This is a genomic window from Paenibacillus sp. FSL H7-0442 (assembly GCF_038593105.1).
In the GTDB taxonomy this organism is placed as follows: Bacteria; Bacillota; Bacilli; order Paenibacillales; family Paenibacillaceae; genus Paenibacillus; species Paenibacillus polymyxa_D.
On record NZ_CP151963.1, the window covers coordinates 459,128 to 471,410 of the forward strand.

General features: G+C 48.9%; 12 protein-coding genes and 1 riboswitch. Of the genes, 6 read left to right on the forward strand and 6 right to left on the reverse strand.

Features of this window, described 5'->3' with window-relative positions; genetic code table 11:
• Positions 1-2: 2 nt before the first annotated feature.
• Positions 3-596 (reverse strand): DUF5317 domain-containing protein, encoded by a 594-nt coding sequence (locus MHH57_RS02045; protein ID WP_165147924.1) that lies wholly within the window; start codon positions 594-596, stop codon positions 3-5.
• A gap of 202 nt (positions 597-798) precedes the next feature.
• On the opposite strand from MHH57_RS02045, the gene MHH57_RS02050 reads away from it, so the two are divergent.
• The 5 genes from MHH57_RS02050 (at position 799) to nfsA (ending at position 6,360) form a co-directional block, all read left to right on the forward strand.
• Complete coding sequence (locus MHH57_RS02050) at positions 799-2,028, forward strand: multidrug effflux MFS transporter (RefSeq protein WP_340931224.1); 1,230 nt, start codon at positions 799-801, stop codon at positions 2,026-2,028.
• Between the two features lie 116 nt (positions 2,029-2,144).
• Complete coding sequence (locus MHH57_RS02055; protein ID WP_029514687.1) at positions 2,145-2,495, forward strand: metal-sensitive transcriptional regulator; 351 nt, start codon at positions 2,145-2,147, stop codon at positions 2,493-2,495.
• 55 nt (positions 2,496-2,550) lie between these two features.
• Entirely contained in the window at positions 2,551-2,751 is a 201-nt protein-coding gene (locus MHH57_RS02060; RefSeq protein WP_029514688.1) for a copper ion binding protein, read from the forward strand.
• Between the two features lie 117 nt (positions 2,752-2,868).
• On the forward strand, positions 2,869-5,325 hold the full coding sequence (locus tag MHH57_RS02065; RefSeq protein ID WP_342434769.1) for a heavy metal translocating P-type ATPase: 2,457 nt from the start codon (positions 2,869-2,871) through the stop codon (positions 5,323-5,325).
• 291 nt (positions 5,326-5,616) lie between these two features.
• Positions 5,617-6,360 carry an oxygen-insensitive NADPH nitroreductase gene (gene nfsA / locus MHH57_RS02070; protein WP_318627665.1) on the forward strand — a complete coding sequence of 248 codons (744 nt, stop codon included), beginning with the start codon at positions 5,617-5,619 and terminating at the stop codon, positions 6,358-6,360.
• Between the two features lie 178 nt (positions 6,361-6,538).
• Here the strand turns inward: nfsA and MHH57_RS02075 are convergent, their stop codons facing one another.
• The 5 genes from MHH57_RS02075 to MHH57_RS02095 form a co-directional block, all read right to left on the reverse strand.
• A complete protein-coding gene (locus MHH57_RS02075; RefSeq protein ID WP_069010961.1) occupies positions 6,539-7,351 on the reverse strand; it encodes a TatD family hydrolase in 813 nt (270 codons plus the stop codon).
• A gap of 55 nt (positions 7,352-7,406) precedes the next feature.
• Positions 7,407-8,357, reverse strand: coding sequence for an ABC transporter ATP-binding protein (locus MHH57_RS02080; protein WP_029514692.1), 951 nt, complete (start codon positions 8,355-8,357; stop codon positions 7,407-7,409).
• 44 nt (positions 8,358-8,401) lie between these two features.
• Positions 8,402-9,178, reverse strand: a complete 777-nt coding sequence (locus MHH57_RS02085) for an ABC transporter permease (RefSeq protein ID WP_342434770.1) — start codon at positions 9,176-9,178, stop codon at positions 8,402-8,404.
• Entirely contained in the window at positions 9,175-9,468 is a 294-nt protein-coding gene (locus MHH57_RS02090; RefSeq protein WP_016818835.1) for an MTH1187 family thiamine-binding protein, read from the reverse strand. The genes MHH57_RS02085 and MHH57_RS02090 overlap by 4 nt, the downstream gene beginning before the upstream one ends.
• Positions 9,469-10,007: 539 nt before the next feature.
• The gene (locus tag MHH57_RS02095) at positions 10,008-11,051 is read right to left on the reverse strand and encodes an ABC transporter substrate-binding protein (protein ID WP_029514694.1); all 1,044 of its coding nucleotides are present in this window, start codon (positions 11,049-11,051) and stop codon (positions 10,008-10,010) included.
• Between the two features lie 193 nt (positions 11,052-11,244).
• Positions 11,245-11,354, reverse strand: a riboswitch (TPP riboswitch).
• Between the two features lie 270 nt (positions 11,355-11,624).
• Between MHH57_RS02095 and MHH57_RS02100 the strand changes: the two genes are divergently transcribed.
• Positions 11,625-12,059, forward strand: coding sequence for a pyridoxamine 5'-phosphate oxidase family protein (locus MHH57_RS02100; protein ID WP_029514695.1), 435 nt, complete (start codon positions 11,625-11,627; stop codon positions 12,057-12,059).
• Positions 12,060-12,283: the final 224 nt, after the last annotated feature.

The following is a 12,283-nucleotide window of genomic DNA, read 5'->3' on the forward strand; positions in this document are numbered from 1 at the left end:
CACTAGGCGTGGCGGGGATTGGTTTCTTGCTGCTTATCCGTGGTCCTTTTCACGACCATAATGCTTTGGATAAACAGAAACATCCCGAAGTTCATGACAACATCTCCAATACTAATTACCTGCGTGCGGGGATAGGGCTTGGAGAGAGGAATAATGTCACCAAGCAATGATAGACGCGTGCTCGCATCCATCATGTAATGTTTCGAGATGACACTTCCGGATTTAAGCATATCTGTATAATAGGGACCCAGCACCTCCGAAGCGCTCAACGAGACTGGCATCCTGCCGCCATTCACCGCCATAACGATAAAATTCATCAATACGCCGATGATAATAAGCTTGAATCCCTTATGATGTCTGTTCAACCAGAGAAATATCAATCCAACCACGTAGACTCCCATAAATAGATACCCGTTAATGGCTGCCAGCCCAGTCCATTTTTCTTGGAAATAAAAAATAATGAATTGTACCAGTAGCAGCACGGGGAACATCCAGCCGGCTATAAGGCGAATTTGACTGAAACGGATCAGACCTTGCCGCCAGCCTCCTCTGAACAGACCTACAATGAGACCCAGTAGCACTCCATCATAGACCATTATCATTCTCCAGATTCCACAAATTTTTTGTTTTGGTTACCGTATAATTCGACCTGAAATTGGTAAATTCCTGCCTGATATATAGCAGTTTTGAAAAAAAATTGCGGATTAGCGTGTAATGATTCGAAGCCAGACGAAATGAGTGATATCATGATATATTGAAGTAATTATTTATATTTTTGTGAAAAGGATGATTATTATTATGAACCGGTTATCCAATACTGTTATGGTTGCCGCAGATATGACCAAATCGCGAATATTATGGATCGCCTTTGTCCTGGGTGCATTGAGTGCTTTCGGGCCGTTGTCCATAGATATGTATTTGCCGTCGCTGCCTACATTAGCCGACAATTTGCATACGACTACTTCGTTGGCGCAGCTTAGTTTGACCGCCTGTCTGTTGGGCCTGGCCGTTGGACAGATCGTTGCTGGTCCGCTTAGCGATGTAAGGGGGCGCAGAGGACCGCTGGTGATCTCGCTCATTCTGTACGCTGCTGCTTCGCTGTTATGCGTGTTTGCGCCGAATATCGGTATGCTCATTGCACTTCGCTTTATTCAAGGGCTTACAGGATCGGCAGGGATCGTGATTTCCAGAGCTGTAGCCCGTGATCTATACTCGGGCAAAGAATTGACACGCTTTTTCTCACTACTCATGCTGGTGAACGGCGTGGCCCCCATTGCTGCACCAGTACTGGGCGGTGCCATTTTGAACTTTGTTTCCTGGCGTGGTGTATTCATGGTACTTTGTGTGGTCGGCGTGGCTATGCTGATTGCCGTCGTATTGGGTTTGCCAGAAACGTTGCCAACGAACCGCCGCTCATCCGGTGGTTTGAAGCAGACGCTGGGGACACTCGGTCACTTGTTTGCCGATCGACGCTTTATGGGCTATGCCTTCTCACAGGCGCTGATTACGGGAGCGATGTTCGCGTATATTGCTGGCTCACCATTCGTGCTTCAGGATATTTTCGGGGTTTCCCCTCAGACGTATAGCATCATTTTTGCAGTGAATGGTTTGGGGATTGTACTGTTTTCCCAGTTAACGGGTAGACTTGTGGGTCGCTTCAGCGAACGACAGTTACTCTTGTCGGGTCTGGTCATTGCGGCTGTAGCCGGAATCAGCTTGCTTACTGTAGCCTTTACTGGAGGTCAATTGTTTGCTGTTTTAGTTCCTCTGTTTTTTGTCGTTTCCTGCGTAGGGATTGTAAGTACAACGACGACTTCATTGGCAATGCAGAGTCAGCAGCGCTCCGCAGGCAGTGCGTCCGCTATGCTTGGTTTGTTGCCTCTATTGCTGGGTTCCATCGCTTCACCGCTAGTAGGCTTGGGGAGTGGAACAACCCCCGTACCCATGGCGGTCGTTATAGCTATAGCCGAGGTTGGTGCTCTATTAAGCTTTATCGTACTTGCTAAGGAAGCACGCTCAAAAGTATAAAATAGGGCGAAAAAGTGACATTTATCTGGAAGGTTGACATACCCCATGGGGGTATATTATGATGGAACTATAATAAATGCATGAATGCATATATACACCACACAGGAGGCTGATGTATGGCTGAGGAGCAATCTGCTTCCCACACTGAAGTCCATGAGAATCACTGTGGAACAGATGGGGAAAAGACAATTAGAAAAAGTCATCATTCGGCAGAGTTCAAGAACAGCCTCGTATCCCGGTTGAACCGTATTGAAGGTCAGGTTCGCGGAATTAAGGGCTTGATTGAGAAGGATACCTACTGTGACGATGTACTGAACCAGATTGCGGCTGTCCAGTCCGCGCTGAATGGTGTCGGTAAGCTGCTGCTGGAAGGGCATATGAAAAGCTGTGTCATTGAGCGCATGCAGGCAGGAGAGCAGGAAGTGATTGACGAGCTGCTGGTTACGGTCAAAAAGCTAATCCGTTAAGAGTAGTATTCATACACATTATGGGTACGGAAGTACCCCTGAGGAGGAAAAGAAAATGGCACAAGTTACATTGAACGTAGAGGGCATGAGCTGCAATCATTGCGTGAAGGCAGTAGAAGGGGCTTTGGAGAAGGTTGGCGCTACCGCCAAGGTCAGCCTCGAAACGAAGCAAGTAAATGTAGAATATGACGAGTCCAAGCTGAACGTTGAAGCGCTGAAAACAGCCATTGAAGACCAAGGCTATGATGTTGTTTAAGTAATGAAGGTGTTTTATGTGTGAAAAGACTTGTTTCGAAGGAGAAGCTTCCGTATTAGAAGCTTTTTCTTTTTGGATATGATATACCCCACTGGGGTATAGGAGGAGGGTTATACCATGGAAAACCGTGCGACCGACGGTGACAAGCAGACAACGCTTCACATTACAGGGATGTCCTGTGCCGCCTGCGCAAGCCGTATTGAGAAAGGTTTAAAGCGAATAGATGGTGTGGCACAGGCTAATGTGAATTTGGCTTTGGAGCAGGTGTCGATATCCTATGATCCCAAGCAGGTGGAGATCGCTGAATTCCGCGATAAAATTGCTTCTCTTGGGTTTGGAACTGTAAGTGAAGAAGCCAATCTGAATGTAACGGGCATGACTTGCGCGGCCTGTGCAACCCGGATTGAAAAGGGATTGAATCGGATGCCTGGTGTAACAGGTGCCACGGTAAATTTGGCGATGGAAACCGCTCATGTGGAATATGCCGCGGGGAGTATTGCGGTTGGTGATCTGGTGAGCAAGATTGAACAGCTAGGCTACGGAGCGATCCCGCAGAGCGCTGAGGACAATATCGCGGATGTCCGCAGTAAGGATATCCATCGTAAAAAATGGAAGTGGATTGTGTCCGCAGTGCTGTCGTTGCCGTTGTTGTGGGCGATGGGGGCTCATTTTTCCTTTACATCATGGATTTATGTGCCAGAACTGTTCTTGAATCCATGGTTCCAACTAGTGCTGACAACGCCGATTCAGTTCGTCATTGGTTGGCAGTTTTATGTGGGCGCGTACAAAGCGCTTCGTAACGGCAGTTCGAATATGGATGTGTTAGTTGCACTGGGTACGTCTGCGGCTTACTTTTACAGCTTGTACCTTACTCTGCGTCCGGCTGATGTTATGGAGGGGATGGCGGGAATGCCTGTCATGACCATGCCGGAGCTGTATTACGAGACAAGTGCGGTGCTAATTACGCTTATTTTGGTTGGTAAATGGTTCGAAGCGGTAGCCAAAGGGCGTTCGTCCGAGGCGATCAAGAGCCTGATGAGTCTACAGGCGACAACGGCACGTGTAGTACGTGATGGGCAAGAGCTTGATATTCCGATTGAACAGGTACGTGTGAAGGATATCTTTATTGTACGACCCGGCGAGAAAATTCCTGTCGATGGTGTGGTCGTAGACGGACGTTCGGCAGTGGACGAATCCATGTTAAGTGGTGAGAGTCTGCCGGTTGAAAAAGAAGCTGGTTCCGCAGTTACAGGAGCGACGCTCAATAAAAACGGGATATTACGTATCCAGGCCGAGCGTGTGGGTGGTGATACGGCGTTGTCCCGTATTATTAAGGTCGTGGAAGATGCGCAAAACTCCAAGGCTCCCATTCAGCGGATTGCGGATCAGATTTCCGGTATTTTTGTCCCCATTGTTGTTGCTATCGCTGTGTTGGCCTTTATCGTCTGGTTTTTCCTTGTGACGCCGACTGATTTTGCAGGCTCACTGGAGAAAATGATTGCAGTTCTCGTCATTGCTTGCCCTTGTGCGCTCGGATTGGCTACTCCAACGTCCATTATGGCAGGATCGGGACGTGCCGCTGAATATGGTATTCTGTTCAAGGGCGGCGAGCATTTGGAGATGACCCGTTCAGTCAACGCAGTGGTGTTGGATAAGACAGGTACAGTTACGAATGGCAAGCCAGAGCTGACGGATGTTATGGTTGGAGCAAGCGGCATGGCTGAAAAGGATTTGCTGCGGTTGCTCGGTGCGGCAGAAAAAAGCTCAGAGCATCCGCTGGCGGAAGCCATTGTAAAGGGGATTGCAGATCGAGGCATTGAGCTAGTAGGACCGACAGATTTTGAAAATATTCCGGGTTATGGTGTGAAGGCACATGTGGAAGGTAAACAGGTATTGGCCGGTACACGCCGATTGATGAGCAGGGAAGGCATCGCAATAGATGACTTAGCTGAGCAGTATATGAACAATCTGGAAAAAGAAGGGAAAACCGCGATGCTGGTCGCTGTGGACGGTTCCTATGCCGGACTGGTGGCCGTAGCGGACACGATTAAAGAAACGTCACGGGAGGCCGTTGCTCGTCTGCGGGCGATGAACATTGAAGTCATTATGATTACTGGTGACAATGAACGGACTGCGCGGGCTGTTGCCGCCGAGGCCGGAATTGAACGAGTGCTGGCGGAGGTGCTACCTGAAGGAAAGGCTGAGGAAGTGAAACGGCTTCAGGAACAAGGCATGATCGTAGCTATGGTTGGGGATGGTATTAACGATGCGCCTGCGCTGGCTACTGCTAATATTGGTATGGCGATGGGTACGGGAACGGATGTGGCCATGGAGGCGGCGGATATTACCCTCATGCGCGGCAACCTGAACAGCATTCCTGACGCGATTGAAATGAGCCGCCGGACCATGACAAACATACGGCAAAATCTGTTTTGGGCGCTCGGGTATAACGTGATCGGTATTCCGATAGCTGCTTTGGGCTTCCTTGCCCCATGGTTGGCGGGAGCGGCCATGGCATTTAGCTCTGTTTCAGTTGTGCTGAATGCGCTGCGTCTCCAACGAGTAAAGCTGTAAGTGTATGGATGTATCGGCAGGATAACGTGCTGTCGGACTTCTGTATCGAGATAAAGTTATTATCAGAGTATAGAGCAAGTACGCGCAATTGGTTGGTTTCTCTGCGTGCTTGCTTTTTGTTGTGTTTGGTTTTTTAAAACCATTCAACTTTCATTACGTCAGGTTGCTTATCATTCGCGAAAGTTCCATAATATTTGTAGGAGTGCCATGCAAGCATGCAAGAACTTCTTCGTATACTCACAGCTTGAAGTAGATAAAGAGCTTATATTATGGATTAGGAGTGAAGCAGTCATGAATGATACGATTTCCTTGTTGATGAATCACCGGTCTGTGCGAAAATTCAAGTCAGCCCCCATTACCGACGAGCAGCTCGCAGCTATTGTGGCAGCTGGCCAAATGGCTTCCTCGTCCAGCAATGTGCAGGCATATACCGTTATCGCCGTTACCGAGCCTTCTTTGAAAACAAAACTGGCGGAGTTGGCAGGAGGGCAGGCTTACGTTGAGCAATGCCCTGCGTTTTTGGTATGGTGCGCAGACCTGTATCGCTTGAAACAGGTCACGCTCCACCATCAGCCAGGTCAGCCTTCCTATGAAGGGTCCGTTGAAAATTATACGGTTGCGACTATTGATGCCGCGTTAGCTGCACAAAATGCAGCGGTAGCCGCTGAATCACTGGGCTTGGGCATCGTCTACATTGGCGGCATTCGTACTAACATAGCAGAGGTGTCTGAGTTGTTAGGGTTGCCAGAGCTGGTGTATCCAGTATTTGGTATGTGTATTGGTGTACCGGATCAGGAAACGGGCTTGCGTCCACGTCTTCCGCTGTCCGGTGTTTTGCATATGAACGGCTACGACAAAAATCAGACGATGAAAGCTGTAGAGGTATACGATCACACATCAGCGGAATATTTGAAGGAACGTACGGGCGGTCAACGCTCTACGCCATGGTCTGAGCAAATGGCCGGAAGATTGACCGAGCCAGCACGCTTGCAGTTGAAGCCATTTTTGGAACAGAAGGGTTTCCTGAAGCAATAAAATTTGAGTAGCGACAAAAAACTCTGCAAAATACAAGTACATTTGAGCTATATACGTTTGAAAATACAAGAACCTCCTTATTTACGTATGATGAAGTTCCGCGTAAATAAGGAGGTTCTTTGCTTTGGTTGCATGTTGTGGTTGTAAACCTTCCAGTCAGTAAACAGCTGGTATACCTTTATCCATCAGATAGTGAGTAAAAGCGTCTCGTATTTTCATAAAATAATTGATGGACGGCAGATTCATCTTGCTGGGTCAGCTTGCTGTACGCGCGAATGACGTCGGCAGTCATCCGGGGATGTGTCTGTTGTCCGGTAAAAGGACCCTCGAACGGCCAGGGACCGTCTGTCTCTGCCATGATCTGATCAGACGGATACTGTCTTGCCAAACTGCGGATCTCTTCTTCGTACAGGAGATCCGGTGTGAAGGAGACATAATAGCCGTTCCGGGCGATACGTTCGGTCGTGGCGGCAGAGCCTTTAAACCAGTGAAAATGCGCCTGCATGACGCCGTGACGTTCCAGAAGGTCACAGGCGATGTCTGCGTCTTCATAAACGGCGTGCAGGACAATGGGCTTGCTATGCTTGCTTGCAAACTGGATGAAACGCTCCAGTAGCACTATGTAGGGAGCGAGGTCAAAAGGAGCTCCGCTCTGCGAGGCTTCTAGCCGATTGTAATAGGGTAAGCCGACTTCACCCACGGCGACCATCTGCTGTACATGTTCGTCCATCCAGTCGAACAAGAGGTCAAGCTCAGTTTGCGGTGGAAGGGCCTGTTCGGGATGAAAGCCAAAGGCTGGCCGTACTAGCCCAGGGTAACGCTCGGCTAACCGTAGATTGGCTCGGCCGGAGTCCAGATGCATCGACACGGCTATCACAGCTTGGACGCTGCTATCAGCAAGTGAAGCGAGCAATAGCTTCTGTTGCTCGGGCGGGTAGCTGTCTACATGAATGTGCGCGTCGATTAATGGAGCGGGTCTTGTTGTGGTCAAATCCAAGCCTAGCTTTGTTTGGCTGTTCCATTTCGATGCACATCGAACTTTTACGTCACTCATGCCGATTCAATCCATCTTCCGGGATATTCTTGTGAACGCTCTGAGCATTGTCCATGTCGCCGTCCAGTTTGTACTTTTCCTCACGCATCCAGCCGGTCATGGTTCGCTTCCATTCAATAAAGAGAGGATCGAGGGTGATTTCTTCCCTACGCGGGCGGGGAAAAGGGACATCTACGACATGCACCACCGAAGCAGGTCGCGCTGACAGCACATAAATGCGGTCGGAGAGCAGCAGCGCTTCTTCAATGCTGTGGGTAATGAACAGCACAGAGCGGCGGTTCTTCTCCCACATCCGCAGTAACCATTGCTGCATATCTGCACGTGTCAGCGCGTCGAGTGCGCTGAACGGCTCATCCAGCAGCATTAATTCCTGCGGGCTGAGCAGTGCGCGAAGAAAGGCTGCACGCTGTTGCATTCCACCAGACAGCGTATGTGGATACGCCTTGGCGAATTTGCCTAGTCCAACCTGCTCGAGCCATTGCAGGGCTTCTTTGCGACGTTCGCGTTCACTGGCGTACTGAGGGGGGACTGCTGTATTTTTACGTGGAGCATTTTCCTGCCCAAGCAGTACATTATCCAGCGTGGTGCGCCACGGGAAAAGGGCGGACTGCTGTGGCATATAGCTGATATGCCCACGTTCACCAGTCATGTCTCGTCCGTGCATACGGATACGTCCCTGCTGTGGTTTGAGTAGCCCGCCGATGATGTGAAACAGCGTACTTTTGCCGCTGCCTGACGGACCGATGAGAGAAACGAATTCTCCCGGCTTGACTGTGAGGGATACATCCTGCAGCACGGGCAGTAAGCTTCGCTTTTCGCGGAAGGCGAGGCTGATCCCGTCCAATTCCAGAGCAGAAGGGGCAGTTGAAGGACTCTGCTGGTCCCCGGCTCGTTGTTCATTAGCCACGTTGTGTGATGATAAGTCAGTCGGATGCAGACTCATATGTGCCACGTCCTTTCTTTGCTGTATTTAATTCAAGGAGGAAGCTATTCCTGATCCGGTTTCCAGCGAACCAGCCATTTTTCCAGTAGTACTATGATGACAAACATCAGTAAACTGAGCGCGACAATGATGCCGATGGCGGCAAAAATGAGGTCCGTGCGATAGGCCGATTTTTGCAGCAGCATATAATATCCGATTCCTTCGCTCGCACCAATCCATTCGGCAATAATTGCGCCCATCACACTGTAGGTGGCAGCAATCTTGATGCCGGAGAATACTTGCGGCAACGAGTGTGGCAACTCCAGCTTCATAAAAATAGCCATGCGACCTGCACCCGACATCTGCATATAGTTCATCATCATACGGTCCGTCCGTGTCAGCCCGTCCATGGTCGCTACAGCCACGGGAAAAAAGCATACTAAGGTAATGACCATCAGCTTGGGCAGCATGCCAAAACCAAACCACACCATGAGCAGCGGCCCCAGGGCGATGATCGGAATGTTTTGGCTCAGGATAAGCAGCGGATACAGGGCGGATTTGAGAAAAGGAATGGTATGAAGAACGATGGCGATCAACAGTCCCGTTGCTGTCCCTATAGCGAATCCCACAAGTGTCAGGCGAATTGTAGCCCATGTATGGGCACCAAGCAGCGCCGTCTGGGCCATGCCCTCCTGTACGATGAGGAATGGAGCTGGCAGTAGCCAGGATTCAATATGTAAATAGGAAACCGCCCCCTGCCAGGCTGCTAAAAAGAAGAGGACCGCCACAAGGGGCGGCCATACGCTTTTCCACCAGGATGCGTTCTTGCCTTTCGGATTCATGGGCGATATTTCTCGGTCAGCTTGTTCATGCTGATGCCTTGTGGGTTATGTGCGATTTTGATCTGTGAAATGACGCTGGGACTGCCCGCTTCCGTCAAAGCCTCATGCATTTCTTTAACCACTTTCAGCAACTCGTCGAGCTCGCCCTCCATGGTCGTATCCAATGGGTTCACCTGATGTTTGACACCGGAGCGCTGAATGACCTCAATCGCCTTATCTACATACGGGTAAGAGTCCTCGTTATTAGGAGTTTTAGGGATTACTTGAATACTGAGCAGTGTATTAGCCATGCAAATTCACCTGTCCTTCATTTGGAGTGTTTTAGAGAAAATAGGGTGGTTTAAGGCGTTTGAGACCGCTCCGCGTTTCATTTGGTCTTACGATCGCTGTTGCAGGGGGATTCTTGGATTATTTAAGTTTTCAAAGGTAAGAATTCCCCTGCAAAGGCGAACGCTCCGCTTCTCCAGATTCAAATGAACCGCTCCGCTGCTGCCCGCCTTAAAAGCACCCTATTTTTAAAGCTGGTTTGTGCGGCATTTTTAACACACAAGCGCACCTACTTAGCGCTTAGATAATATGAAACTAAAGAATAAACCAAGTTGAACGAGAACGAAGTGGGCGGAATGGTGCTGTACAAGCGTTAGCGTTCGCTTTAAAAGCTTTCCGTAGGAAAGCTCGCTTCGGAAGCATAACCTCCCCGGATTTCTACATTAATCATAAGTTTTTATTAAGAAATCCGGGGCGGTGGCGATGGGAAGCACCATCCGACTGCGTAGTGGCGCTTCGTTCACTTCTCTAGTTCAGTCTTATTTAGCGTTTTAACAAATGGTCAGCGCTTGGGCAAGAAGTCGTTTGTGAAGGCCTTATCGACTTCCAAAGGCTTGCTGAGCAGCTTGCGTTCGTACATCCAGTCCGAATAGTTTTGCCATACCTCCGCTTTTTGCACGCCCCATTGCGCGGCATCATCCTGATAACGTGGGCTTAGCCATTTTTGGCTGGCAAGTACCAGTTTTTTATCCAGCTCCGGTACAGCTTTGCTTAAGATGTCCGCGGCTTCTTCCGGATGGGCGATAGTGTATTCATAGCCTTGGGCGGTAGCGTCCATGAACGCTTTGACCAGCTCGGGATCATTTTTTATCGTCTGTTCGTTGCTCACAATTACAGGCGTATAGTAGTCGAGGCTTTTGGAATAATCTTTTACATACAGCATATCCAATGGCTCATCTCGAAGTTGGGCCTCGATTCCGGTCCATGCGTAGAAAATCCAGGCAAAGTCGATATCCCGCTTCACGGCTGTAAAATAGTCTGCATTGCCCATGTTGACGATCTTCACTTTGCTCACATCGCCTTTGTCTGAATCCATGATGGATTTCATGACCGCTTCTTCTACGGGAGAGCCCCAACCGCCGTATTTTTTACCTTCAAAATCTTTCGGGCTTTTAATTCCGCGATCTACCGGGGCTGCGAAGCCTGAGGTATTATGCTGAATCACCGCAGCGATGGATACAAGCGGCACACCTTGCGTGCGGGCCTGTGTGACGCCTTCTTGGTAGCTGATACCAAAAGGTGCAGCATTAGAAGCAACCATTTGATCGGCTCCGCCTGAACCAGGTTGAACAATTTGGACATTTAAACCTGCTTTTTCGTAAAATCCTTTGTCCTTGGCGACATAGAGTCCCGTATGATTCGTATTGGGTGTCCAGTCGAGCACGATTTTAACATCTTTGAGCCCCTTTGCCGGAGTAGACGTTTGAGTGTCGGTAGCGGAAGCTGCTTCTTGGGATGTAGGGGGACTTCCACCGCAAGCGGTCAGGGTCAGGGCCATGAGCCACAGACTGATCAGTCCCAGGCTTAATATTTTCATGCGCTTCATCGTTAGTGTTCTCTCCTTTTGATTACCCGTTATCCATCCAATCAGACAGCTTAAGTTTCCCATTTTCATAAAAATAACATCTGCCGGACGCGATCTTTCCAACAACTTAATCCTCAACAAAAAAGCGCCCCGAGTTTCCGGGACGCTTGCGCTTGTATATACCAAAGTAAGGGATGGTCCTATGTAAAGAAGGCACATCTTGCTTAAGCATTCCTACGCTGGCATTACCCAGATCAGGTTGTAAGGGTCAGTGTCTTGGGACACACTCTCAGCCGGCCGATTCCAGCACCCCTGGCATTGTATGGTTTAATGGGTTCATTTATTCGGGTTTACTACGACGATTATATGCTTTGAATGCGGGTCTGTCCAGCATGAAGGGAGAGATAACGGTTCATTTGCCGAACGACAGGGTACACTTTTACTGTGAGCTTTGATCTGAAAATGAGTATGAATCAATCCGATTCGATCCGGTCATGTTATTTTCAGAACAGCTGCGCAGGTAGGTTCAGATGGGCTGGTGCCCAATGGCATGGCCGTAGAGAATTCTAATTCGTGAAAAGGAGTTGTTGTACTGTGGGTAAAACGGAAACATTGGATCGCAACCAACTGGAACAAGCCATTGTGAAGGCTTTGGATAACAACAAATTTTGTTCGTTAGGTACGGTAGAGGGTGGCAAACCGAAAGTACGCTATATGGCCCTTTTTAACGATGGAATGAACATTCATCTGGCGACAGATCGCAAAACGCATAAAGTGGATGAGCTAAAGGACAATCCGAATGCTTATCTGCTGCTGGGTTATGAGGTTGGCGGTACGAAGGAAGTTGTAGAAGTGGAGGCTACCGTCCAGATTACAGCTGATGAGGGGCTGCGCAAACAAGTGTGGAACGATTCCTTGAAGGAATGGTTCTCCGGACCGGATGATCCCGATTATGTCATTCTGGACGTGAATCCGACTCGCATTGAGTATGTGGGTCAGCAAACGGAGCGCCAGGTGTGGAAGAAATAATACGAATATAAATGGATAAACCAGTGAATCTCCGAGTTTTTATTAGGAGGTTTGCTGGTTTTTTTATGTTTGAGAAAAATAATTATTTTTTCATAAATAATTTTAAGTAAATGACTACTCTTTTGTCTGGCGTTGGATTAAAATAGAAATGGTGGGTTCAAGGCTTACATATATGTGCAAAAGTATGTATATGAGGCATACACCTTAATGAGGAGGGGTATATT

What these genes read in the sequence shown, in the direction of transcription:
- MHH57_RS02055 (WP_029514687.1), top strand. Translation starts at nt 2,145, where the DNA reads ATGGCTGAGGAGCAATCTGCTTCCCACACTGAAGTCCATGAGAATCAC.
- MHH57_RS02080 (WP_029514692.1), bottom strand. Translation starts at nt 8,357, where the DNA reads ATGAGTCTGCATCCGACTGACTTATCATCACACAACGTGGCTAATGAA.
- MHH57_RS02085 (WP_342434770.1), bottom strand. Translation starts at nt 9,178, where the DNA reads ATGAATCCGAAAGGCAAGAACGCATCCTGGTGGAAAAGCGTATGGCCG.
- MHH57_RS02065 (WP_342434769.1), top strand. Translation starts at nt 2,869, where the DNA reads ATGGAAAACCGTGCGACCGACGGTGACAAGCAGACAACGCTTCACATT.
- MHH57_RS02090 (WP_016818835.1), bottom strand. Translation starts at nt 9,468, where the DNA reads ATGGCTAATACACTGCTCAGTATTCAAGTAATCCCTAAAACTCCTAAT.
- MHH57_RS02095 (WP_029514694.1), bottom strand. Translation starts at nt 11,051, where the DNA reads ATGAAGCGCATGAAAATATTAAGCCTGGGACTGATCAGTCTGTGGCTC.
- nfsA (WP_318627665.1), top strand. Translation starts at nt 5,617, where the DNA reads ATGAATGATACGATTTCCTTGTTGATGAATCACCGGTCTGTGCGAAAA.
- MHH57_RS02050 (WP_340931224.1), top strand. Translation starts at nt 799, where the DNA reads ATGAACCGGTTATCCAATACTGTTATGGTTGCCGCAGATATGACCAAA.
- MHH57_RS02060 (WP_029514688.1), top strand. Translation starts at nt 2,551, where the DNA reads ATGGCACAAGTTACATTGAACGTAGAGGGCATGAGCTGCAATCATTGC.
- MHH57_RS02045 (WP_165147924.1), bottom strand. Translation starts at nt 596, where the DNA reads ATGGTCTATGATGGAGTGCTACTGGGTCTCATTGTAGGTCTGTTCAGA.